The organism is Acinetobacter sp. ANC 3882 (assembly GCF_022549545.1).
GTDB lineage: Bacteria > Pseudomonadota > Gammaproteobacteria > Pseudomonadales > Moraxellaceae > Acinetobacter.
The window spans coordinates 66,629-91,830 of sequence record NZ_JAKZGB010000009.1 but is presented as its reverse complement, the minus strand read 5'-3'; the positions used below and the strand labels follow the sequence as shown (position 1 = coordinate 91,830).

Sequence of the window (25,202 nt, the reverse complement as noted above, 5' to 3'; positions counted from 1 at the left end):
ACAATGAAAAAAATATTATTGACCAGTATGCTTGCATTGTCTTCTTTTTATAGTTTTGCGGCAGATACACAGTCTCTTTTACCACAAGATTTAGCAAGTAATGTTTTACAAACTAATAATGATGTGGTCGATAATACGATTTTACCAAGTCAATCTGTGGTTGGGCTGTCTCCAAGTAGCGCACAAAAATATCCAACCGCAACCAAAATGTTTGGTGAACAGCTGTTTAAAGGCGCGTTTGCCAGTACCGCAGGTTCAACTTTTAATGACAGCTATGTGCTGAATCCTGGCGATAATATCAATTTACGCCTTTGGGGTGCTTATCAGTTTGCGGGTACTTTAACCGTGGACCCACAAGGTAATATTTTTATTCCCAATGTAGGCCCTGTCAAAGTTGCGGGCACCACCAATGGTCGTTTACAGTCTTTGATTGAAGGCTATGTCCGTAAGACTTATGTCGCCAATGTTGGCGTCTATGCAGCTCTGGTACAGTCACAACCCGTGAAAGTCATGGTGACGGGCTTTGTGAATCAACCTGGTGCTTATGGTGGTGTCGCCAATGATAGCGTACTCGCATATCTTGACCGTGCTGGTGGGGTCGATGCACAACGGGGTAGCTATGTCGATATCCGTATCATGCGTAATGGGCAGCTCAAGCAATATGTCAATCTGTATGACTTTTTAATTGCCGGCAAACTACAGCCTTATAGCTTCCGTGATGGCGATGTGATTGTGGTAGCACCACGTAGCCATACTTTCTCGGTGTCGGGTGAAGTGTTTAATGCCTATGACTTTGAATTTAACGTTCCTGAAGTCACCGTTGCTCAGGCGTTATCGGTAGCAAAACTGAAACCAGGGGCAACCAATGTAAGTATTATGCGTCGTCAGGGTACTGAATACCGCAGTGAATATTATCCACTCTCTGCTGCAAACAATGTGGTGATTGAAGATGGTGATATTTTAACCGTGACGGCTGATCGTTATGCCGGAACGATTCAGGTACGGATTGAGGGTGCGCATAATGGTGCGCATGCTGTGGTGTTACCATATGGTTCTAAACTATCCGAAGTGATGAAGCAGATTCAGCCGAACACCTTGTCAGAAGTGAATGCCTTACAGCTTTTCCGACCATCGGTTGCTAAGCGGCAAAAGGAAATGTTAAACGTTTCTTTAGATAAACTTGAAGAAGCAACACTTTCTGTACGCTCAACCACGCAGGAAGAGGCTAATCTACGCGTAAAAGATGCCGAGTTGGTCAAACAGTTTATTGCCAAAGCACGTACGATTCAACCTAAAGGCCAAGTGGTCTTGAATCCTAAAGATTTTGATGACGTGATTTTGGAAAATGGCGATATTTTAAATATCCCAGAAAAAACCTCAGTGGTTATGATCCACGGTGAAGTGACTTTCCCGAATGGTGTGGTATGGCAACCGAATATGACGGCACAGTCTTATATTGATCAGGTCGGTGGCTTTACTCAGAAGTCGAATAAATCAAAACTGGTGGTAATTCATCAAAATGGTGAGTCTGAACTGGTCAGTAAACGCTATAAGATTCAACAGGGGGATGAAATTTTAGTCCTTCCTAAAGTACAAACCAAAGTTGTGGAATTAACACGAGGGATTACTCAAGTATTGTTCCAAATTGCGGTTGCAGCCAAGGTGGCATTGGATTTATAGGGATAATTTGATTGTTGAATGTATAGGGCATAATTCTCTGACGCATAAATAGCTCAGGGTTAAAACAAACATGTTGATAGAATATGGTGTTGAAACAATAATTTTTTAAATAAATTATTGAATAATTTGGTGAAAGTATGAAAGTGTTAGTTGTGTTTGGAACAAGACCTGAGGCGATTAAAATGGCGCCTTTGGTAAAACTATTAAGTGCAGATCCATTTTTTGAAACAAAAGTCTGTATCACAGCTCAGCATCGACAAATGCTGGATTCCGTTTTATCTGTATTTGATATCCAACCTGACTATGACCTCAATATCATGAAAGCAGGTCAAAGCTTGACTGAACTGAATGCCAGAATGATGTTGGCGTTGGAAGAAGTTTTAGTGGATTGCAAACCAGACTTAGTACTGGTACATGGTGATACCTCTACTACACTGAGCACAGCAATGGCAGCCTTCTATCAAAAGATTGATGTGGGCCATGTTGAAGCAGGCTTACGTACTTATGATATTTACTCGCCATGGCCAGAAGAAGCAAATCGTCAATTGACCAGTGTGATTGCCAAATGGCATTTCTGCCCGACCGAGACCTCAGCTAACCATTTACTCCAAGAACATGTCGACAAAAGTAAAATCTGTATTACCGGTAATACGGTAATTGATGCGCTATTTTATGTGAAAGATCAGCTCAATAATAATGAAGCGCTACAGCAAGAAATGCGTGCGCATTTTCATATGCTGGATCTCAACAAAAAGCGTGTTTTGATTACAGGCCACCGTCGTGAAAACTTTGGTGAGGGTTTTGAGAATATCTGTAAAGCGATTAAAGCACTTGCAGAAAACTTTCCAGAGGTTGAATTTGTATATCCTGTACATATGAACCCGAATGTGATGCAACCTGTTTATCAATATCTTGATGGTGTTGAAAATATTAAATTGATTGAACCGCAAGAATACGTCCAGTTTATTTGGTTAATGCAACATAGCCATATCATTTTAACTGACTCTGGTGGTATTCAAGAAGAAGCACCATCTTTGGGTATTCCTGTTCTGGTGATGCGTGATACCACAGAACGTCAAGAAGCGGTTGAAGCAGGCACGGTAAAACTGGTGGGCACTTCAAAAGAATTAATTATTCAGCAGACCTCTGCTTTGTTAGATGACCAAGCACTGCATCAGCAAATGAGCCTTGCGCATAATCCTTATGGTGATGGACTGTCATGTAAAAGAATTATTGAGCATTTAAAACAATTTGCTTAATCGCAAAGTGTGAATGAATAGTAGAAGCATATTTTAAATATTGTAGAGAATCTCCATGTCAGAGTTAAAAATTTCAGTCAGTGGTTTGGGTTATATTGGTTTGCCAACAGCAACCATGTTTGCAAATGCTGGGGCACAAGTGATCGGACTTGATGTCAATCAATATGCGATTGATACCATTAATGAAGGTAAGATTCATATCGTAGAGCCTGGTTTAGAAGAAATTGTAAAAAAAGTAGTGTCTTCTGGACATTTAAAAGCATCGTTACAAGCAGAAAAAGCCGATGCTTTTCTGATTGCAGTACCGACACCATTTAAAGGTGAAGATTACACACCAGACCTTTCGTATATCGAAGCTGCAGTAAATACCATTGCACCTGTATTAGAGAAAGGCAATATCATCATTTTAGAGTCAACTTCGCCAGTCGGGGCGACAGAACAGATGGTCGAGTGGTTATCTGTCCTACGTCCTGATTTGAAATTTGCGAAGCATGAAACAGACACCGAAGTGGATGTACATATTGCTTATTGCCCTGAACGTGTTTTACCTGGTCATGTGATTCGTGAATTGGTTGAAAATAACCGTACCATTGGTGGTATGACAGCAGCATGTACCCAAAAAGCAAAAGATGTTTATCGTATCTTTGTTAAAGGTGAGTTGTTAGAGACCAATGCACGTACTGCAGAAATGACCAAGCTGACAGAAAATGCTTTCCGTGATGTCAACATTGCTTTTGCCAATGAGCTTTCTTTAATCTGTGACAGTCTCGATATTGATGTATGGGAGTTAATTAAACTGGCTAATCATCATCCGCGTGTCAATATCTTGAGACCGGGTGCGGGTGTCGGTGGACACTGTATCGCTGTAGATCCATGGTTTATTGTCAACAAAACTCCTGAGTTGGCAAAAATGGTGCGTTCAGCGCGTGAAGTGAATGATTACAAACCAAAATGGGTTATTCAGCAAATTGAAAATGAGATTGAAAAACTCGGTGCTTTAGGACGTAAACCAAAAGTGGCTTTATTGGGACTAGCTTTTAAACCTGATATTGATGATTTACGTGAAAGCCCAGCGGTTGAAATTGCGAAAGAATTTGGCTTGAAGCATGATGTGGAGCTATTTTTGGTTGAACCGAATATTCATAAATTACCAGCCGAAATCACAAATGGTCGTTTAGTTGACTTAAATGAAGCTTTAGAGCAAGCAGATGTACGTGCAGTTTTAGTGAAGCATACCGAGTTTATTCAGTTGCCAGCTGATTCTGTAATGAGCTTCGTGGGATAATTAGGTAAAATAATGAAAGAACTAAAATCGGTCAATGAAATTGAAAACTATATTCATGATTTAGAGAAAAAGGTTTTTCAATTACAGAATACTCATGCTTTCCGTGTTGGAATGGCGATTATGAAATTCTATGATAGACCTAATTCTATAAAAATTTTAGAGTTAAATAAGTTTATAAAAGAACTTCTAGCTGCGACAAAAAAAGCTAATGTGAAAAATACATTGCTTAATGAGAGTAGGGTAATACTCAAACAGGAAGTAGCAATTAATTATTCCCAAGTTAGAGTTAATAATGAAGAACCAAGTCCTCAGTTTTATTTTTTACCAATTTTAAAAGATAGAAAGCAGGTCTTAACGTTTAGTAATGAGCTAGCAAAACAAAATGGTTGGACATTGCTTACTCCTAATAATTTTAGAGAGTTATTACTCCATGGTAATTTTGATGAGATAGAGTTGAATCTATCTCATATAATTGATAATCCATTGTGGAGCTACTTTGGAACTTATGATGATATTCCTAAAACAAATCAATTTTTAGACTTATTGTTAAAAAATAATAGAATTAATAAGGTGCTAGTTCATAAAGATGATTTGGCTCTGTTTCCTATTATTTTAGATAGATTGTCTTTGTTTAATAATGTGTTGTTTGATGAGAGTGTTTAAGAATGATTGTAAATAAAAAAAATGTTGCTATATTTGGTGATATATCAACAAATGGTATAGATGGCTCATCTATCTGGTTACAATCAATATCATCAATTTTTCCTAAAGATAAATTCAATGTCTATTTGATTTTAAGAGATAAAATCAATTCTCGTATCCTGTTGGATGAGATTCCTCATGTAAATATTGTTGATCTTTTTAATAATCCTTATATAAATAAGGGCAATGAGAATCCATGTTCTAGTTATGAACTGTTTACTATTTTAAATGGATTAGACAAAAAAATTCATTTAGATCATATAATATTGAGAGCACCACGATATTTAAAGGAATTGGTAAATAAGGCTGAAAATCCATCTTATAAGAAAATTTTATCTAAAGTTGATACATATTTTGCTAAGTTAAATATTTATGAAGATGATTACGAGCAAGATATCATAAAAAAAGCACTGCCTTATATTTCTCGAGTGATATTGCAAACTGAAGAAATGCGGTCATACTTCGATTACAAATATCCAGATTTTATAGGAAAAGTTATTGTTTTAAATCCAATTGTCCCAGATTTTAAAAAGTCTATGGTGAAAACAATACAGAAGAAAATTAAAAACCCTATATTAATATATGCGGGAAAATTAGATAAACAGTATTATGTAGAAGATTTTTTAGATTTACTGTTGATTGATGGATTTAATAAATATCAACTTATGTATGTTGGTTCGAAGATCAACTCATCAAAACTTGATAAAAGTTTTGTAGGAAGAATTAAGGATAAGTTATTAAATTCAGAAACTTGCTCAAATTTTACTTGGATCAAACAATTAGATCGTAAAGGTACTATTCAAAAAGTATCTCAAGCTTCATTTATGCTTTCTTTAAGACAAGATGTTTATGATACAAGTAATGAGATTTCAACAAAGCTTTTAGAAGCAATGTCCGTTGGTACATTGCCTTTATTAAAGAAAACTGCTGCAAATATTAGACTAGTTGGAAATGATTATCCAGGGTTTGTTAATACAATAGAAGAAATTCCTGCAGTAGTTGATAGTTTTGTAAACTACCCTAAACTTTATGTTTATTGGTCGAAAAAATTGCAGGAAGTTGCTAAAGAGTATAGTTTTTCTAATACTTATAAAGTGCGATTGGCTCCTTTTTACGAGCAGGAAAAAATAGTCGTTAGGCCTATTTTGAAAGAAAAAAAGAAAGTATTGATTGCATCTCATGATAATAAGTTCTTTACCAGAATCATCGATGAAATACTAAAAGATAATAATCTAGACGTTAGATTTGATAATTGGAGTACTACACTCCGTCATGATGCAAAGAAATCAAGAGAGTTATTAGAGTGGGCCGATATTATTTTATGTGAATGGGCTGTTGGAGCAGCTGTTTACTATAGTCAAAATAAATTATCTCATCAGAAGTTATTAGTTCGCTTACATCGTTTTGAAATTACGACTAGTCAACCAGATTTAATAAAATTTGATAATGTGGAAAAAATGATAGTTGTAAGTGATTACATAAAAGATCACTGCATTAAAAATTATGGATGGTTAGAAGAAAAAATATCTACTATTCCTCAATATGCAGATATAGATTTATTTGACAGACCGAAAGCAAAATCATATCAATATACTTTAGGTTTATTGGGTATGGTTCCAACTTTAAAAAGATTGGATCGTGCTTTAGATACTTTAGAATATTTACGTAATTTAGATTCTCGATATACACTACGTATAAAGTCTAAACAACCATGGGATATTCCTTTTGTATGGGTGAAAGAAGATGAGAAAAAATATTTCTTAGAACAATATCAACGAATTGAGAATAGCCCTATTTTAAAAGGTGGAGTGATTTTTGATGATTATGGAGCTGATGTTGCAGCTTGGTTCCGAAAAATTGGTTGGATGCTTTCGACTAGTGATATTGAAGGGTGTCATACTGCTGTTGCAGAAGGAATGGCATCAGGTGCCAAACCAGTAATTTTTGATTGGCCCGGTGCAGAGAGTGTTTATAGAGAAGCACCTATTTTTAATGATGTAAAATTGGCAGCTGAATATATATTTAATAATGATGTTTTTTCTGAAGCTGAAATCAATAAAGTAAAAAAATATGCAAAAGATAATTTTGATTTAAATATTACAATCAAAGCATATTTAGACTTTATATATGCGAGCGTGAGGTAAAATATGGAAAAAATCTATTTAGTTACTGGTGCTGCTGGCTTTATTGGCTCTCATATCTGTGAAGAGTTGTTAAAAGAACCTTCAAATATTGTAATTGGTGTTGATAATTTTTATTCAGGAAAGCAATCTAATATTGATTTATTGAAAGATATATCAAGTAAATTTATTTTCTATAAAACTGATATTTGTAATCATGAAGAGATATGTCAAATCTTTAAGAAGCATAATGTCCAATATGTTTTTCATGAAGCAGCTATAGCATCTGTCCAAACATCAATAGAAAACCCATTACTCACGAATGAGGTTAATATTAAAGGTTCTCTAAATATTCTTGAAGCTTCAAGAAAAAATGCTGTAAAGCGTTTCTTTTTTGCAAGTAGTGCGGCTATTTACGGAGATGAGCCAACATTACCTAAAGATGAAAAATCTATTACTAGACCAATCTCACCTTATGGTTTAGAGAAGTTTGTCACAGAACAATATATGAAACTTTACGCTTCACAATATGGATTAGAATGTATTGCATTAAGATATTTTAATGTTTATGGACCTCGACAAGATCCGCATAGTGAGTATAGTGGAGTAATTTCTATATTTGATAATCGTATTAGGCAAAAACTTCCAATAACGATTTATGGTGATGGTGAACAATACCGTGATTTCATCTATGTTAAAGATGTAGCGAAAGCTAATATAAAGTTGATGGATTATAATCTAAATGACAATAACTTCTTAGTGGTTTGTACTGGGTCTGGTAAGAGTACTACTATTAATCGATTAGTAGAGGTTATAAAAAATAGATATGATTCAAATGATATTCAACCTAGTTACAAAGAATCGCGCATGGGAGATATAAAGAAATCTGTTTCAAATAATAATCTCTTAAGTTCTATTATTGGGGAAGATTTTCAAGAAATTGAAAATTGTATTAACTTTCTTTAAGGGTAGGAAAATGAGTTTTGAGTTTGAGAAAGTTACATTTACAGAGCCAAAATTTACAGTACATGTAAAGAAAAATTTTGGCTCAGATTTTGCGTTTTATATCTTATCTGGAAACAAAAGGATTGCTGCAAAATCCTATATTAAGAAAACTTATTCAGAATTAGAGGTCAAACTTGAAAAGAATAAAGTTTATTGTTTAAAATTATTCAATAGACCTGAATGTGAAAATACTGTTTTAGAAAGTGATAAATTAATCATTAAAAGATTTTTTTATTTAGACAAGTATGGGCGTGTATTTGTTGTTAATGAAGAAGTTTTATATGAAGAGGAAAGATTAAAGATCACAGAATTTAATCAAGAGTCAAATATAACATTTGTAACATTTAATTCTGCGCAAACAGATAAAACGACTTCTCCTTTTGGAGCAGAATTTATTTTGTCTAATGGTTGGAATCTAATTGCATTACACAAGCATGATAAGAACCAGTATCAGGATTTAAGTTTAGAGCTATTTGAGAAAGTAATTAAAGATAAAACTATTGGGAAAAAAGTTTTTGTATATGGGACTAGTTTAGGAGGATATTGTGCCTGCTATTTCGGTGGTATTTTAGATGCAACTATTATTGCTGGCGCTCCTATGTTACCAGTTCATCCAATTATGAGCCATCCAGATTATCAGGATGTCGAATATAAACATGTTCCGATCAGTAATGTACCTAAAACATCAAAACCAGTTTTTATTATTTATGATCCATTAGAATCTGGAGATATAAGGTTTATGAAAGAAACGATATTAACAGCCTATCCATTACCATATTTCATACCAGTTAAAGGTGGTTCACACCTTGTTATGCAGACTTTGTTAATTAATGGTTTATTAAAAGCTACAGTTTTGGATTTAATGAATTATAACTATATAGATGTCATAAATCGAATAATGAATCATAAAGAGTGGGTTAAAATTTAATCTTTCTTTAAGATATGATATATATTTTTATAGAGCAATCCAAAGAATTTGTTAAATATATCCTATGGCACTAGGAAGTAAAGTATATGATTTTTAAAAGATTTGTTCTAATTCTAATTGCATGTCAATTTTCACAAGCATATGCTTTAGAGATATTAAATGCAGATGGTTGCTCGGAAAAAATTGGTAATGGAGGAAATTATATCTCTGAAAGTAATGGGCGGCTTTCAGGAAAGTGTCAAGGTAATGCTATTGCTCCAAAATTAGAAAGAGATGCTGTTGTTTTTGCAGTACCAGCTGAAAAACCCCTAGTTGGAAAATTCAGTAATACAAGAAAAGCTATGATGAACTCTGCGTCGGTTGCTGATAATAAACAAGTCAATGATAGGGTTGAGTTAACATTTGCAAATCCTAAGATTAAGTTTGGGAAATCTTATGAGATTAATTTTAAGCTAAAAGTTTTTCCAGATTCAGATATAACGAATGAGTCCTTTTATCTATTACAAATATGGCAAGCTCCTCAATATTCACCAATTTTTGGATTGAGAATGAAAAGAGGTAGTAGTGACCAAGCTGCATTTATGATCAGGAATCCTCAAAATAGTATTGCTGGAAAGAATTTGGTGAATGTTAAACTTAGTCCGCAATGGAAAAAATTTAAAGTAAATTTTCAAATTACTTCGGATATGCAAGGGAAAATTATAATTTTTGAAAATAATAAGGAAATTTTGAATTGGACAGGAGCTATGGGTTATCCAGAAAATAGTAACGCTGAGCCTAATTTTAGGTTAAAGTTTGGTGTATATAAATATCAGGAACCATCAAAAAATTTTCGTATTGCTTATAAGGATATAAACTTTAAGGAAATAACTAGTTCATTTGATTGATTTATTACCATTAACGAAAATATTTAATAACTTAATTTCATCAATGGTAATTGCTATGGTAATTATTTAAGTACTGATAAAAAAGCATTATGAATATAAATTCCTCTTCCATCCCACTTCCTAATTCCAACTTTAATTTCTTTACAATCTGATGGGATTTCAATATTAAAAACTTTTTCTACCCTTTTATTAGGTTGTCCAGAGAAATATTTGTAATATCCAATATCTGGATTTTCTGATTTAATCAATGAAACTTTTGTTTTGATGTCAAAGTAATCAATTGCATATAATGCAGGTGTTTTTGTATTTTCTAAATGCTCAAAGTCTATAACTAGTTTGATTTTTGTTTGGCTATTTATATTGGAAATAGTTTCACTCCATATAGTATTTTTCTCCAACATGCCAGAACAATTGAATTTAAGAATCTCTAAATTTTTTTTACTATTCGGAATAAGTTGGTCTTTCAAAAAATAAAAAAGCTTTTGTGCAAAAAAGACAGACCCTTCGGGTAAGAAATGTAATTTATCATAAAAGAAATGTGAATTGATTTGAAATTCTTCTTCTAGATCTAAGAATGGTATTTTATTGATATTGCAGTATTCTCGTGCAATATTATTCATAGTTTTCAGATGAGGGGCATCAGTTGTATAACAAATTGAAGTAAAAAGTAACTTTAAATTCAGTTGATTACAGATTGCTGTTATAAGACCTAAATTTCTTTTATAAATCTCTATATTTATTTCATTATTTCTTTTAACTTTTTTTTCTGTGGCTGGTAAAATTGTAGCATGATAAATATGTGGTGAAAAATAATCTTCTTCGTAAAGTAAAGGACCTTCATCATTTGATGGGAGAGCTATTATTACAGTAGAATTTGTTTTATTAATTAATTTATTTGTTAATAAATTAATAATATTTAGAGTTTGAGAGCCTGAAGTTCCTAAGTTTTTTATTTCATAGTCATATCCATTTTTTAGCAAAATTTCTTCTAATACTGTATGTGCTTTTTTACTATTTCGGATATACATACATTCTATAGAAGAATCTCCAATCATAAAGATTTTATTATTTGATTCATTTCCAAAAACAGTTGGTTGATTGCCTTCATTATCTGTTGTTATTTCATATACTTCATTTTTATTAAGTCGGGGGCAGTTTTCTAAATATTCTAGAGTCGGTGCATATATTTTGTTGATATTAGTACCAAGTTCTTTAAGTCGAATATTACGTTTTTGCATTAGTTCCAGTTTAATATGCTTGCTTATTTTTTTAATTTTATCATAATTTTCATATTTCAAAATAGTGTTGTAGAACTTTAAACAAACTTTATCAATTCATATAATTATTTTCTCAACTTATACCCTTGAATCTCAGCCCAAAGTGCAGAATATTCAGGGCGCTTAATTTTCTGCTGAGCTAACAACTGAAAGAAAGTTTTTAACAGATAAGGTGGGGTGGTATCAGTTACTGTCGCTTCTGCATTTATCTGTTGTTTGAGTTTCATTTCAAAGCGTTGCTGGTTGACTTGCCGCTGTTGGTGATAGAGACTCTTTTTATCTTTCTCATGATGGATATGTAAAAAATATTGTTTTTGAAAGAGTTGCTCCAGTTGGTTCTCTGCCAAAATGGCTCGGAAACCTGTTGCCATCATTGGTGCCATATAAGTTTCATCAAGCAATAATGCAGGTTGATACTCAATTAAGCCTTTATACTGAAACAAGCGCAGCATGAAGTCAAAATCTTCATAACCATGTCCAATAAATTGCTCATCAAAACCTTCGATTGTTTGTACAGACTTTAGGTCAGTAATGATGATGGACGATGGAAAAGCCAGATGTAAAATCAGATCTCGCCTAAAATCGTAATAGGCCTGTTTAAATGCTGTTAAAGTCAGTTGGTTGACTTGTTTGCTACCCTTTTTACTCAAATACAAACATGGGTACATACACAATTGCGCAGGATGCTGTTGTACCTCGTTAAATGCGTTGTGGATTTGCTGAAGATTGATATGAATATCGATATCAAGAAGCATGACATAGCGTGTTTGTACTTGGGCCAATGCAATATTTCTTAAACGAGAAAGATGCCCGCTAGCACTCTGGTCAATCACCAGCGTGATTTGTTGGCAGTCTGCAATGATCTTTTTCAGTTGTTGTACTTGGCGTTCTGGTTGTGCATTACAGCCTAAAATAAAACGAATGGATTGGTCTTGTGCGATCGTGACCAGACGCTTGATCCGTCCTAAAATATCACTGCTACGATAGCTTAAGTCGATCGGAATGACGATTGATACATCAACCGCACCATAATCAGGTCTTTTCTTTTTCGAGAAAAAAAATTTAAGCATATAAGTAGGGGTGATCGATTTGGCAACTGTTGAGGATATCTTTTAACCATTGTTTCACCGTATAGTGGATGAATACATGATCACAAGCATAACGTATTTTTTCGTTTTGTTGATGACTCAGTCCATAACTGAGTTGGGCAAATAATTCATTAGCCTGTTCTTGTGTTTCAACCACTTCGCACAGCTCAGGAAATAAATTCTGTAGGGCAAGACTTGGATTACTAATTACCAAACGACCACAGGCCATTCCTTCCACCACTCTTCTGGAGAGCATAGTTGGGGAAGTGGTAACAGAGTTGACGTTAATGATTTGTTGAAATTTACGCATAATATGTCCCGTCTCACGATAAGGGACCGAGTGTAAATATTCAGCCTTTAGTGTTGCGGGGAACTTATAATTTTTATCTTTTTTGTCATCGTGCCGGTTGATGATGCATAGGCCATGCGGTGCCGCAGCTTCAAATAAGATATCTTGCCATTTACGACGTTCTGGGAACATATGATGCATGTAGCTGCCCATAAATAAGCTAGAACGAGAAACTGTTTGGTTGATTGGGGCCGGATAGTGAATTTTGGGCTGGAATGGGAAATTCAAATAATTTATTTTCGAGTCTGGACACAAGCTTTGATAATTGGGGATGGATGCTCGGTCTGTGGTAAAAATAAAGTCAAATAATCTTGCAGAATCAATGAATTGGTCAAAATGATACGGATCTTCCTTATTCCAGAAAATCGTTGGAATTTGATGTTTTTTCGCCCATTGAATCAATGCTTTGACTTTGTCATTGTTACGTTTTGGATGTTCTGGGTAGTCTGCAATATGGTATTGCCACTTTTGTTTCTGGCCTAACCATGCAGATTCAACTAAAACAAAGTCAATTTTTCCAGGGAAAAAATGATAGAACCAATGCTGGTATGAAATTAAATTTACATTTGCTTCTAAATCAAGCGCGGTAAAGGTAAAGTCATCCAAGACAGCTAAGATATTAATTGATTTTTCCATTAAAAAAACTTAATTTGAATTAGTGGTTTAGTTTCAAATTTCCCCTGCTATAGGTTAGAAAAAATTTTGAAAAGAATATGTGATATAATAGTAAATGAACTGCACCAACATTGTAAATGTTCATATGTTAGATTACATTCCTTTTGGGATTAAGAAAATATATTTTTTTAAAAACAATGATTTATATGATTCATTGACTCAAGAGATCAAAAAACGCACAAACACGAAAAATAATAAAATATTTTGGGGTTGGGGGCGTAAAAACAGTTTTAAAAAAGCACAAACATTGGCTTTTGAGCAGCATGGTATCGCCATGTGTGCAGAAGATGGCTTTATTCGTTCTATGGGGCTAGGCAAAGCGGGCTTTCAGCCACTTTCCATCGTTTTAGATCAGTCTGGTATCTATTTTGATGCGACACAATCCTCAGATTTAGAAAAAATAATCTTAGCGTTATCACTTTCAAAAGATGAAGTATTACATGCACAAGCACTCATTCAAAAGATTTTGAATGCAGGTGTTACCAAATACAATTTACGTTACCAATCACTTGAATCAAGTAAATTTCATAATCAAAAAAATATCCTTGTGGTTGATCAAACCTTAGGTGATCAATCTATTCAGTATGCAATGGCATCGGCAGAAAGTTTTGATACGATGTTGCAACAAGCTGTACTTGATCATCCTGATGCACAGATCTGGGTAAAAATACATCCCGATGTATTGGCAGGCAAAGCCAAGAGCCATTTTTCGCTTGAACACTACAAAGCGCCAAATATAAATTTACTGGCAGAAAATTATAATCCGATCGATTTATGCAAACAGATGTCGGAAGTCTATGTGGTGAGTTCACAATTGGGTTTTGAAGCGTTAATGTTAGGCAAACCTGTACATTGTTTTGGCATTCCCTGGTATGCAGGTTGGGGGCTGACCAAGGATCATCAAAAAATACCTAAAGCGATTCAAGACCGAAGAAATGTTTCACGTACGATAGAACAATTGTTCGTTGCGGCATATTTGCGGTACGCAAAGTATATTTCACCTGTTTCACAGCAACAGTGTGAGTTACAGGAAATCGTAGATCTATTTATTCCGAATATTCAGTTCCAAAAACAATTATCTGCTTCGTCTATTGTGGCTTACGGTTTTAGCCGCTGGAAAAAGAGTTTTATCAAAGACTTCTTGGATTTTCCTCAAGTTGAACTCAGTTTTAAGCATTGGCTTAAACCTCGTAAAGATCAGACCATCGTGGCTTGGGGCAAAAAAGCTGCTGTATTAAAGCAACAAGGCTTTCAAAAAGTATGGACAGTGGAGGATGGTTTTCTGCGCTCTTTAGGACTAGGTGCTAAACTGATTAGGCCTTTTTCTTTGGTGTTTGATGATGTCGGAATCTACTACGATGCAACTCGTCCATCGCGCTTGGAACAGCTCCTCAATCAGGTCAAACTTAACCCAGAGCAACAGCAGCGTATTCAACTGTTGGTACAACAGATCATTCAAAATAAACTGACTAAATATAATGTTGGTCATCAACCTGTCGATAGTATTCAAGAAATTGATAAGCAAAAGAAAATAATATTGGTTGTAGGGCAGGTGGAAGATGATTTGTCGATCCAGTTGGGAGGAATCGATATCAAAACCAATCTTGCCTTAATTGAAGAAGTTCGTCGAAATAATCCTCATGCATATATCATTTATAAGCCCCATCCAGATGTCGAAGAAGGGCTCAGAAAAGGCAAAATTGTATGGGATGAGATGAAGCATCTTGTCGATCGTCTTGAAAAAAACGTATCAATTATCACACTATTCGAATATATTGATGAGCTGCACACAATCACTTCTTTATCAGGGTTTGAAGCCCTGTTAAGAAATATTAAAGTCTACTGCTATGGCATGCCTTTTTATGCAGGTTGGGGTGTTACAGTTGATCGACATCAATGTGTGAGAAGACAGCGTAAGCTCACGGTCGATGAATTGGCGTTTAGCGTATTGGTGGAATATCCAGTTTATAATTTACCGGATACCCGTGAGTTACAGGTTCCTTTAGTCACACCAGAACATGTGATGCAACAGATATGTAAGTTACAGCAAACAGCAGAGAAATCTCCATCAAGTGTTTGGTCATGGATGTTTACACGCTTGCGTGAATTGAAAATAAAGTTTTAGGATTAGAGATTGTCTATATATTTAGATGAGCTATTGGCTGCCAAGAAAGTTGTTTTATTACAAGGACCGATAGGATCATTCTTTACAGATTTGTCCGACTGGCTTACAAGCAAGCAAATTGAATGTTTTAAAGTTAACTTTAATGCAGGTGATTGGCGTTACTACCATGCTCGTCCGAATATTTGGCATTATCGAAAAAAGTCGGCAGATTTTGGGCTTTGGTTATCTAGTAAAATCCAGGAAAATCAGATTGATGCAATTGTTTGTTTTGGTGACTGTCGTTTTTACCATCAACAGGCACATGAAATTGCACAACAACTCAATGTTAAATTCTTTGTGTTTGAAGAAGGCTATATTCGACCTGACTATCTGACTTTTGAGGCAGATGGAGTCAACGATTTTTCGAATTTTAAGCAACGTTTTTTAGCAGAAAAACAGCCTCAAACCGTAGAGCTTCACCGTGAATCGAGTGACAACCACTATCATCTGATGATTTGGAGCGGTTTTCAATACTATCTGTGTTGGGCCTTATTGTTATGGCTTTATCCATTTTATCGACATCATCGTGGTTATAATCCAATACAAGAATTCGGCTATTGGTTTATGGCATTAATACGCCGATTCAAAAATTATCTGCTTGAACCTAAACGTTTTGACACCTTTATTCGCCTGTACAATAAGAATTATTTTATTGTTACTTTGCAGGTACATAATGACTCTCAAGTTCGTGTACATAGTCATTATGCAGATGTACAAGAGTGTATCGTCGAGATCATGACTTCTTTTGCTCAGCATGCCGAGCAGAAACATCATTTGGTACTCAAGCATCATCCGATGGATCGTGGTTATCGGCACTATGGTCAATTGATTCAGGATCTAGCAAAAAAACTAGGGATTGAGGGGCGTGTTCATTATTTCTGTGACATCCATTTACCTACGTTATTGAAACATGGTTTAGGCTTAGTCACGATTAACAGTACGACGGGAATCCAAGCCCTGTATCACCATATCCCAGTGAAAACATTGGGCCGCTCTCTCTATGATCTGCCAGGATTAACGGTACAAAGTGACTTGGATCATTTTTGGTGTAATGCTACTCCACCAGATGAAGCCTACTTTCATCTATTCAGAGAAAAGTTGATTGAACTAACTCAGTTAAATGGTGCTTATTACGGTAAAAACTTTTGGATGAAATAATAAAAAGCCCTTCAATCTGGGCTTTTTTGTTATGAAGTATCTGATTGTTATACGCCCATATCTAAATATAAAGACTCTTTGACTTCTTCCATCACGATATAGCTATGTGAAGAGGCAGAGGCAGGCAGTTTTTTTAATAAATCGCCTAATAAGCGTCGATAGGCACTCATTTCTTTTAAACGCGCTTTCACCAGATAATCAAATTCACCTGAAATCAGATGGCATTCCAACACTTCAGGAATATCCACCAAATCGCGCGCCACTTGATCAAATACATCGCCAGATTTTGCGGAAAGTTTGATTTCGAGGAACACCAACAGGCTACGGTCGACATAAGCGGGGTTGAGTCGGGCATAGTAGCCCACTATGATGCCTTCACGTTCCAAGCGCTTCACTCGTTCTGAGCAAGGAGTGGTAGATAAGTTCACACGCGATGCCAGTTCACTGATCGCAATTCGACCTTCACGTTGCAAAATATCTAAAATCAGGCGATCAATCCGGTCTAATTTACGCATAGAAGATTCCCTTTTATTTTAATTTTTTCGCGATAAAAATATTAAATTACCTAGATTATAGTCATAAAATCAGTGAAAAAAACTATTGATCCAAAAATATACTAGTTAAATAACCTAGTGTGTGCGTGAGGGATCTATTATGCGCGTAATCGTTTTAGGAAGTGGCGTCATTGGTGTGGCAAGTGCCTATTATCTTGCACAACAAGGTGCGCAAGTGACGGTGCTTGACCGTCAGTCAGGACCTGCAAAAGAAACCAGTTTTGGTAACGCAGGCCAAATCTCCCCAGGATATTCAACACCGTGGGCAGCACCCGGTATTCCTTTTAAAGCCGTAAAATGGATGTTCCAGCATCATGCACCCTTAGCCATTAACGTTGATGGCAGTATGTGGCAGTTGCAGTGGATGGCGCAGATGTTGAAAAACTGTAATCCACAAAGCTATGCGGTAAATAAAGAACGCATGATGCGTGTTGCAGAATACAGCCGTGACTGCCTACGTGATTTAAGAGCGCAAACAGGGATCAACTACGAAAATCGTGCCAAGGGAACGCTACAAGTGTTCCGTAGTGAAGCACAACTTGAAGCCGTGCAGCGTGATATTCAAGTACTCAAAGAATGTGGTGTTGCTTTTGATTTGTTGAATGCTCAGGAGCTAGGTGCTGTAGAACCTGCATTAGCACACACTGATAAATTAGTGGGTGGTTTACACCTGCCGAATGATGAAACAGGCGATTGTTATTTGTTTACCAATGCTTTGGCAAAACTTGCTCAAGACTTGGGTGTGGAGTTCAAGTTTGATCAAAATGTTGAAAAGTTGATTGTTGAAGGCGATGAAATCAAAGGTGTTATGGTCAATGGTGCGATTTTAACAGCTGACCGTTTTGTACTGGCATTTGGTAGTTATTCACGTGATTTCCTTAAACCACTGGAATTGAATTTGCCTGTTTACCCAGTGAAAGGCTATTCACTCACGATTCCAATTGTGGAACCAAAATTTGCACCGCAATCAACGGTATTGGATGAAACTTACAAAGTTGCGATTACCCGTTTTGATCAGCGTATTCGTGTTGGCGGTATGGCAGAGCTCAGTGGATTTAATCTTGGATTGAATCAGGACCGTCGTGCGACTTTGGAAATGGTGACTCAAGATTTATTCCCGGGTGGCGATCTTGCACAAGCATCGTTCTGGACAGGTTTACGTCCGATGACCCCAGACAGCACACCGATTATTGGTGCAACGCAATACAAGAACCTGTTCCTGAATACAGGACATGGCACTTTAGGTTGGACCATGGCCTGTGGTTCTGGCAAGTTGATCAGTGATTTGGTCATGAATCACCGTCCGGACATCAGCACCGATGGTTTATCCATTCAGCGTTATTCACACGCCGCATAATCACGGTTTACAAGGAAGTTTAGTATGCCTCGTCCGATTACTGCGGTGATCCATGCCCAAGCCTTACGTCAAAATCTAGCGGTCGTCAGGCAGTCGGTGCCCAACAGTAAAGTGTTTGCTGTGGTCAAAGCCAATGCTTACGGGCATGGGATTGAACGTGTCTATGAATCTTTTAAAAGTGCAGATGGTTTTGCCTTACTCGATATCGATGAGGCAAAACGTTTACGTGCTTTAGGTTGGACTGGGCCTATTCTGCTGCTTGAAGGGATTTTTTCAGCGCAGGACCTGTTTGACTGTGCGCAATATCAATTCAGTTTTACTGTGCACAATCAGCAACAACTGCAATGGATACAACAATATGGCTATCCAGCGCAGTTTGATGTTTTTCTGAAAATGAACAGTGGTATGAACCGCTTAGGTTTTAAACCACAGCAATACCGTGACATTTGGCAGCAATTGAACCAATTGGAACAGATCTCCAGTATTACCCATATGATGCATTTCTCTGATGCCGATGGTGATCGTTTTGGCCAGACTGGAATTGACTATCAACTCAAAGCGTTTGAAGCCACCATTCAGGGCTTGCCAGGGGAACGATCGGTCAGTAACAGTGCTGCAATTTTAAGATATCAAACACAGTTGCAATCGGATTATGTGCGTGGCGGCATCATGCTGTACGGCAGTTCTCCCGATTATCCTAAACATCGTATTCAGGACTGGGGCCTTGCGCCAAGTATGAGCTTGCGCAGTGAAATCATTGCTGTGCAAGAACTCAATGCCCATGAAAGTGTTGGCTACGGTTCCAGCTATGTGGCTGAGCAGCCAATCAGAATCGGTATCGTAGCGTGTGGCTATGCCGATGGTTATCAACGAATTTCAGCCACGGGCACACCTGTTCTGGTGAATGGAATTCGAACCCAAACCATTGGGCGGGTCAGCATGGACATGTTGGCTGTAGACCTCAGCCCGATCCATGATGCTGAAGTCGGCAGTGAAGTGGTGCTATGGGGCAAATCAAGTACAGGAACAATTTTACCTATTGACGATGTCGCAGCAACCTCAGGCACCATTGGTTATGAACTGATGTGTGGCGTGACTGCGCGCGTTTCATTTATGACTCAGGAATAAGGATTCATTATGTCAAATTCGGATATTCAAAAGATTAATACTAACGAAGTGATGAGCGCTGTAACGGTATTCAATAAGGTGGTGTATTTATCAGGTCAGGTGCCTAAAAATGCGGATCTTGATATTGAAGGGCAAACCCGTGAAATACTTGCAACCATCGAACAACTGCTTGCTTCAGCAGGGACGGATAAATCTCGCCTACTTTCAGCACAATTATTTTTAAAAGATCTTTCAGACTTCCCTGTGGTCAACACCATTTGGATTGATTGGTTGAAAGGTCATGTTGCACCTTCACGTGCCACCATTCAGGCCGATTTAGTCAATCCGAAATGGTTGATCGAAATTGCAGTTGTTGCAGCACAAAAATAAAGCGATCCGCTTTATTTTTGTTTAAAAAATATAAAAAAAGAAGAAAAGTAACGTATTTGCAGTAGATAAAACGTAGTCAGATACGTATTTTCTTGCAATCGAAGATGAGTCAGCAGTCTTAAAAGGACAGCTAGGGTATGGCAGATAAATCAAGGCTGACTCATTGAGGAAAGAGTAAAAGGAACTTAAGATGACGGTTACACAGCATCAGTCAGAAGGCGAACAATCGCCCCAAGACTTACAAAGAAAACTTTCAAATCGCCACTTGCAATTGATTGCAATTGGTGGCGCTATTGGTACTGGCCTCTTTATGGGCTCAGGCAAAACCATCTCCTTGGCAGGCCCATCGATTCTGTTTATTTACATGATTATTGGTGGGATGTTTTTCTTCTTAATGCGAGCACTCGGTGAGCTGTTGCTGGCAAATTTACACTACAAATCTTTTGTTGATATGGCGCATGACCTGATTGGGCCATGGGCTGGCTACTACATGGGCTGGACCTATTGGTTAGGCTGGGTGCTGGTCGGTATTGCCGATCTGGCTGCTGTCATTAACTACCTCACTTTTTGGCTGCCTGAAGGCACCATGTTTACCCCAATTGGTCAGGCAGCGATTAGTGCGGGTTGTGTACTATTCGTGCTGTTCTTAAACCTGCTTACGGTACGTCTGTTTGGTGAAATTGAGTTCTGGTTTGCCCTGATCAAGATTTTAGCGATTATTGGTCTGATTGGCGTTGGCGGTTATATGATCTTTAGCCATTTTCAAGCACCTCATGGTGTTGTGGCATCGCTCAGTAATGTCTGGTCACATGGAGGTATGTTTCCAAAAGGTCTGGATGGTTTCTTGGCAGGTTTCCAAATCGCCGTGTTCGCCTTCGTTGGCGTGGAACTGATTGGAACCACTGCTGCTGAGACCAAAGATCCACACAAGAATCTGCCAAAAGCCATCAATGCGATTCCGATTCGTATCATCTTATTCTATGTGTTGGCCTTATTGGTGGTAATGTCGGTCACGCCATGGAATATTATTCGTGCGGACAAGAGTCCATTTGTGGAATTGTTCATGAATGCAGGGATTGTAACATCGGCCATCATTATGAATTTGGTGGTACTGTCTTCAGTGATGTCTTCCATGAACAGTGGGGTCTTCTCAACCAGCCGTATGTTGTTTGGTTTATCTAAAGATGGTCAGGCACCAAATGCTTTTGGTCGTTTATCGAAAAGTGCAGTACCTGCCAATGGTCTGATTTTCTCGTGTGTGTTCATCATGGGTGGGGCAGTGCTGCAATACTTTGTACCGAATACTCTTGAAGCTTTCACTTTGGCGAGTGCGCTTTGTGTGATTCTATTCATTAGTGTCTGGAGTCTGATCATGGTGTGCTATATCCGCTACCGTAAATTACGTCCAGAACTGCATGCTCAATCCAAGTTCAAAATGCCAGGTGGCGTGTTTATGTCGTATATCGTTATTGCTTTCTTGTTGTTTGCTTTGGTGATCTTGGCACTAGAGCCAGATACCTTAAAAGCACTTTATGTCAGCCCATTGTGGTTAATCATTTTGGCCGTGACCTATCAGCTGATGTATAAACCCCGCATGAAAAAATTGGGGCGTGAATTGGCGTAATAGCCTATGTCGATATGAGTAAAAAACCGATCTAGATTGATCGGTTTTTTATGGGATAGTCATTCTGTTTAATCCACCAATAAATGCTGATATTGATCGGCCTGTTTGCGTAAATAGTCCCAGACCAACTTGATACGAGGTTCATGCTGCAAATCGACAAAGGTCAGCATCCAGAAGGTATGGGTGTAGCGCACCTGTTGTTCTAATACCGTTTCAAGTTCAGGTTTATCATCGGCGAGAAACTTGGGCAAAATGGCCAATCCTGCACCTGAACTGACCGCAATTTGCTGCGCCAAAATACTGCTGCTACGAAAATTAGCATTGAGTTTTAAAGGCAAGCGCTCCAGACAGTACAGCTCAGGGCTATATACCAGATCATCAATATAATTGACGAATCGATGCGGGGTGAGATCCTGTAAATCACGGATGGGTGGGTTGAGTGCCAGATATTTTTTGCTGCCATAAATTTTTAAACAATAATCTGACAGCCGCGTAATGATATAAGGACCTGAGGTGGGGCGTTCAATGGAGACCACAATATCGGCTTCGCGATGCGACAGCTTGATCATTTTCGGTACTGGAATCAGGTCAATGGTGAGCGAGGGGTATTGTATGGAAAACTCCGCTAACAAGCGTGCCAAAAATGCAGTACCAAAGCCTTCAGGTGTGCCAATTCGCACACGACCTTGCAAAGGTTGATGAGGTTTTTCAATTTGCAGGAAAGCATATTCCATTTGCTCAACCCGAGGAACCAGTGCCAAACCTTCCATCGTCAGCTCATAGCCAGAGGCTTCGCGTTTAAACAGGGTAATTCCTAAAGTTTGTTCTAAAGCCTGAATCCGTCGCGCCACGGTACTATGTTCCACGCCAATAATACGGGCGGCATTGGTTAAAGTTTTGGTCCGCGCCAACACTAAAAAAAACTGTAGATGATCCCAATCCACTTTCATTATTATGATCTTCCTTGTGCATATTTGCACAATGATCGTGCATTAATTTGCGTTGGTGGTCAAAGCTTTCTTTGTTAGTCTCGAATAAAACCTGAATAAAGAAAATACGACGATCGATATTTTCTGAACACTGAACACAATAAAAATACGGCCTATGGAGAGGTTATGAACACAATCCAAAATATTCAATTGGAAACAGCCAAGTTACTCATTAATGGCAGTTTTATCGAATCAGAAACCCAACAATGGCAAGACATTATTAATCCTGCAACGCAGGAGGTGATTGGTCGTGTGCCATTTGCTACAGCTCAGGAAGTGGATGCGGCAATTGAGGCAGCGCAAGCGGCATTTGCTGCTTGGCGTCAAACTCCGATTCAGGCACGTATGCGCATCATGCTGAAGCTGCAAGATCTGATTCGCGCCAATATGAAGGAGATTGCACAGGTACTGACTGCGGAACAAGGTAAAACGCTTGCCGATGCGGAAGGTGACATTCAACGTGGTTTAGAGGTGGTTGAACATGCCTGTTCAGTTGGCACCTTGCAAATGGGTGAGTATGTTGAAGGTGTGGCACGTGGTGTCGATACTTATACCTTGCAGCAACCGTTGGGTGTGTGTGCAGGCATTACGCCATTTAATTTCCCTGCCATGATCCCGTTGTGGATGTTTCCAATGGCGATTGTATGTGGCAATACCTTTGTTTTAAAGCCATCTGAACAAGATCCGCTGTCAACCATGATGCTGGTGGAACTGGCGATTCAGGCTGGTATTCCTGCTGGTGTACTCAATGTTGTGCACGGTGGCAAAGAGGTGGTGGATCGCCTATGTACCCATACTGATATTAAAGCCATTTCATTTGTTGGTTCTACTGCGGTTGGCACACATGTCTATAACCTTGCAGGGCAACATGGCAAACGTGTGCAGTCGATGATGGGTGCCAAAAATCACGTCGCCGTGATGCCAGATGCCAATAAGGAACAAACGCTGAATGCCTTGGTCGGTGCGGCTTTTGGTGCAGCAGGGCAACGCTGTATGGCGTTATCGGTGGCGGTCATGGTTGGTGACAGTAAGCACTGGATTGCAGAATTGGTTGAAAAAGCCAAGACTTTAAAAGTGAATGCAGGGCATGAGCCATATACTGATATCGGCCCAGTCATTTCAAAACGCGCTAAAGCACGGGTGTTGGACTTAATTGATAGCGGTATTGAGCAAGGTGCAGAACTGTTGCTCGATGGACGCAATGTTCAGGTGCAAGGCTATGAAGCAGGCAACTTTGTCGGCGCGACGATTTTTAGTGGCGTAAATACCGACATGCGCATTTATAAGGAAGAAATCTTTGGTCCCGTGCTGTCGATTATTTGTGTCGATACACTCGAAGAAGCAATTGCGCTGATCAATGCCAATCCATTTGGTAACGGTGTGGGATTATTCACGCAAAGTGGTGCGATTGCGCGTACTTTCCAAAACCTGATTGATATTGGTCAGGTCGGGATCAACATTCCAATTCCAGTGCCTGTACCATTCTTTAGCTTTACAGGTTCCCGTGGTTCAAAACTTGGTGATTTAGGACCTTATGGCAAACAGGCGGTACAGTTCTATACCCAAACCAAAACCATTACCAGTCGCTGGTTTGAAGACAGCCACGAAGTAGGCGGTGTAAATACCACCATCAGTTTACGTTAAGAAGGGGATCACGGATGAATATCGCCTTTATCGGTCTAGGTAACATGGGCGGCAGAATGGCCCAAAATCTGCTCAAAGCCGGACTCACCGTATATGGTTATGACCTTAGCGAAGTGGCGATTCAGCACTTTGCCGAGGCAGGTGGTGTGGTTTGCGACAGTCCGCAGGCAGCGGCGAAACAAGCTGACGTGGTGATTAGCATGTTACCTGCGGCAAAACATGTCAAAGAGGTGTATCTGGGCGAAGATGGTGTGTTGGAAGTGCTGAAAGCAGGCAGCTTATGCATTGATAGCAGTACCATTGACCCACAAACCATTAAAGACATTGCAGCGGTTGCCCAAAGTAAAAATATTCATATTTGCGATGCGCCTGTTTCAGGCGGCACCATTGGCGCACAAGCGGGTACGTTGACCTTTATGGTCGGTGCCAATGCTGAGACCTTTGATGAAGTGAAGCCTATACTCAGTCATATGGGCAAGAACGTGGTGCATTGTGGTGATGTGGGCGCAGGTCAAATTGCCAAAATCTGCAATAACCTGATCCTTGGGATTTCCATGGCTGCGGTGGCCGAAGGGATGGCACTGGGTGCGAAACTTGGCATTGATCCGCAGGCATTAGCAGGCGTGATCAACACTTCAAGCGGTCGTTGTTGGAGTTCTGAAGTCTGTAACCCATGGCCGCATATTAATGAAAATGCACCTGCCTCTCGTGGCTATCAGGATGGCTTTGCCACGCAGTTGATGCTGAAAGATTTAGGTCTTGCAGTTGAAGCCGCAGGGCAGGTCAAGCAGCCAGTGGTCTTGGGGGGTATGGTGCAGCAGCTGTATCAGCAAATGTGCATGCGTGGTAATGCACACCTTGATTTTTCTAGCATTATTCAGCAATACCTGCCGCCAGAACTATAAAAGCTAAAGCCAAAGGATGGCTTTGATTAAGAAATTAAACCCTGTCATGAATAAC

The 25,202-nt window shown here is 38.4% G+C and carries 21 protein-coding genes; 16 read left to right on the top strand and 5 right to left on the bottom strand.

What is annotated here, in order from left to right:
• The first annotated feature begins 3 nt into the window (after positions 1-3).
• The 8 genes from MMO42_RS15190 to MMO42_RS15155 all read left to right on the top strand — a co-directional run bounded on the left by MMO42_RS15190 (position 4) and on the right by MMO42_RS15155 (position 9,866).
• A complete protein-coding gene (locus tag MMO42_RS15190; protein WP_241321155.1) occupies positions 4-1,680 on the top strand; it encodes a polysaccharide biosynthesis/export family protein in 1,677 nt (558 codons plus the stop codon).
• Positions 1,681-1,817: 137 nt separating this feature from the next.
• The gene (wecB, locus tag MMO42_RS15185) at positions 1,818-2,939 is read left to right on the top strand and encodes a UDP-N-acetylglucosamine 2-epimerase (non-hydrolyzing) (protein WP_241321154.1); all 1,122 of its coding nucleotides are present in this window, start codon (positions 1,818-1,820) and stop codon (positions 2,937-2,939) included.
• Between the two features lie 55 nt (positions 2,940-2,994).
• Positions 2,995-4,224 carry a UDP-N-acetyl-D-mannosamine dehydrogenase gene (gene wecC / locus MMO42_RS15180; protein ID WP_241321153.1) on the top strand — a complete coding sequence of 410 codons (1,230 nt, stop codon included), beginning with the start codon at positions 2,995-2,997 and terminating at the stop codon, positions 4,222-4,224.
• Between the two features lie 12 nt (positions 4,225-4,236).
• Positions 4,237-4,887 carry a hypothetical protein gene (locus MMO42_RS15175; RefSeq protein WP_241321152.1) on the top strand — a complete coding sequence of 217 codons (651 nt, stop codon included), beginning with the start codon at positions 4,237-4,239 and terminating at the stop codon, positions 4,885-4,887.
• A 2-nt stretch (positions 4,888-4,889) separates the two neighbouring features.
• The gene (locus MMO42_RS15170) at positions 4,890-7,070 is read left to right on the top strand and encodes a hypothetical protein (RefSeq protein ID WP_241321151.1); all 2,181 of its coding nucleotides are present in this window, start codon (positions 4,890-4,892) and stop codon (positions 7,068-7,070) included.
• Between the two features lie 3 nt (positions 7,071-7,073).
• Complete coding sequence (locus MMO42_RS15165; protein ID WP_241321150.1) at positions 7,074-8,012, top strand: SDR family NAD(P)-dependent oxidoreductase; 939 nt, start codon at positions 7,074-7,076, stop codon at positions 8,010-8,012.
• Positions 8,013-8,022: 10 nt separating this feature from the next.
• Positions 8,023-8,979 (top strand): hypothetical protein, encoded by a 957-nt coding sequence (locus tag MMO42_RS15160; protein ID WP_241321149.1) that lies wholly within the window; start codon positions 8,023-8,025, stop codon positions 8,977-8,979.
• Positions 8,980-9,065: 86 nt separating this feature from the next.
• Complete coding sequence (locus MMO42_RS15155) at positions 9,066-9,866, top strand: heparin lyase I family protein (RefSeq protein ID WP_241321148.1); 801 nt, start codon at positions 9,066-9,068, stop codon at positions 9,864-9,866.
• 62 nt (positions 9,867-9,928) lie between these two features.
• Here MMO42_RS15155 and MMO42_RS15150 read toward each other — a convergent pair whose 3' ends face one another.
• The 3 genes from MMO42_RS15150 to MMO42_RS15140 all read right to left on the bottom strand — a co-directional run bounded on the left by MMO42_RS15150 (position 9,929) and on the right by MMO42_RS15140 (position 13,216).
• Entirely contained in the window at positions 9,929-11,104 is a 1,176-nt protein-coding gene (locus MMO42_RS15150) for an SGNH/GDSL hydrolase family protein (protein ID WP_241321147.1), read from the bottom strand.
• A 104-nt stretch (positions 11,105-11,208) separates the two neighbouring features.
• Complete coding sequence (locus MMO42_RS15145; protein WP_241321146.1) at positions 11,209-12,213, bottom strand: galactosyltransferase-related protein; 1,005 nt, start codon at positions 12,211-12,213, stop codon at positions 11,209-11,211.
• Entirely contained in the window at positions 12,206-13,216 is a 1,011-nt protein-coding gene (locus MMO42_RS15140; RefSeq protein ID WP_241321145.1) for a glycosyltransferase, read from the bottom strand. The genes MMO42_RS15145 and MMO42_RS15140 overlap by 8 nt, the downstream gene beginning before the upstream one ends.
• 94 nt (positions 13,217-13,310) lie before the next feature.
• On the opposite strand from MMO42_RS15140, the gene MMO42_RS15135 reads away from it, so the two are divergent.
• Both MMO42_RS15135 and MMO42_RS15130 read left to right on the top strand, forming a co-directional pair.
• Positions 13,311-15,380 (top strand): capsular polysaccharide biosynthesis protein, encoded by a 2,070-nt coding sequence (locus MMO42_RS15135; RefSeq protein WP_277603355.1) that lies wholly within the window; start codon positions 13,311-13,313, stop codon positions 15,378-15,380.
• A gap of 9 nt (positions 15,381-15,389) precedes the next feature.
• Positions 15,390-16,577 (top strand): capsular biosynthesis protein, encoded by a 1,188-nt coding sequence (locus MMO42_RS15130; protein ID WP_241321143.1) that lies wholly within the window; start codon positions 15,390-15,392, stop codon positions 16,575-16,577.
• A gap of 47 nt (positions 16,578-16,624) precedes the next feature.
• Here MMO42_RS15130 and MMO42_RS15125 read toward each other — a convergent pair whose 3' ends face one another.
• Positions 16,625-17,092 carry an Lrp/AsnC ligand binding domain-containing protein gene (locus MMO42_RS15125; protein ID WP_005154359.1) on the bottom strand — a complete coding sequence of 156 codons (468 nt, stop codon included), beginning with the start codon at positions 17,090-17,092 and terminating at the stop codon, positions 16,625-16,627.
• 139 nt (positions 17,093-17,231) lie between these two features.
• Here MMO42_RS15125 and MMO42_RS15120 point away from each other — a divergent pair, with 139 nt between their 5' ends.
• From MMO42_RS15120 to MMO42_RS15105, 4 genes are all read left to right on the top strand, one after another.
• Entirely contained in the window at positions 17,232-18,488 is a 1,257-nt protein-coding gene (locus tag MMO42_RS15120) for a D-amino acid dehydrogenase (protein ID WP_241321142.1), read from the top strand.
• A gap of 24 nt (positions 18,489-18,512) precedes the next feature.
• Complete coding sequence (gene alr, locus MMO42_RS15115; RefSeq protein WP_241321141.1) at positions 18,513-19,616, top strand: alanine racemase; 1,104 nt, start codon at positions 18,513-18,515, stop codon at positions 19,614-19,616.
• A gap of 9 nt (positions 19,617-19,625) precedes the next feature.
• The gene (locus MMO42_RS15110; protein WP_005290913.1) at positions 19,626-19,985 is read left to right on the top strand and encodes a RidA family protein; all 360 of its coding nucleotides are present in this window, start codon (positions 19,626-19,628) and stop codon (positions 19,983-19,985) included.
• A 190-nt stretch (positions 19,986-20,175) separates the two neighbouring features.
• Positions 20,176-21,609: an amino acid permease gene (locus tag MMO42_RS15105; RefSeq protein ID WP_005290916.1), complete on the top strand. Its 1,434-nt coding sequence runs from the start codon at positions 20,176-20,178 to the stop codon at positions 21,607-21,609.
• 68 nt (positions 21,610-21,677) lie between these two features.
• Here the strand turns inward: MMO42_RS15105 and MMO42_RS15100 are convergent, their stop codons facing one another.
• On the bottom strand, positions 21,678-22,559 hold the full coding sequence (locus tag MMO42_RS15100) for a LysR family transcriptional regulator (protein WP_241321140.1): 882 nt from the start codon (positions 22,557-22,559) through the stop codon (positions 21,678-21,680).
• Positions 22,560-22,724: 165 nt separating this feature from the next.
• On the opposite strand from MMO42_RS15100, the gene MMO42_RS15095 reads away from it, so the two are divergent.
• Positions 22,725-24,242 carry a CoA-acylating methylmalonate-semialdehyde dehydrogenase gene (locus tag MMO42_RS15095; RefSeq protein WP_241321139.1) on the top strand — a complete coding sequence of 506 codons (1,518 nt, stop codon included), beginning with the start codon at positions 22,725-22,727 and terminating at the stop codon, positions 24,240-24,242.
• 14 nt (positions 24,243-24,256) lie between these two features.
• Positions 24,257-25,147 carry a 3-hydroxyisobutyrate dehydrogenase gene (mmsB, locus tag MMO42_RS15090; protein ID WP_241321138.1) on the top strand — a complete coding sequence of 297 codons (891 nt, stop codon included), beginning with the start codon at positions 24,257-24,259 and terminating at the stop codon, positions 25,145-25,147.
• Positions 25,148-25,202: the final 55 nt, after the last annotated feature.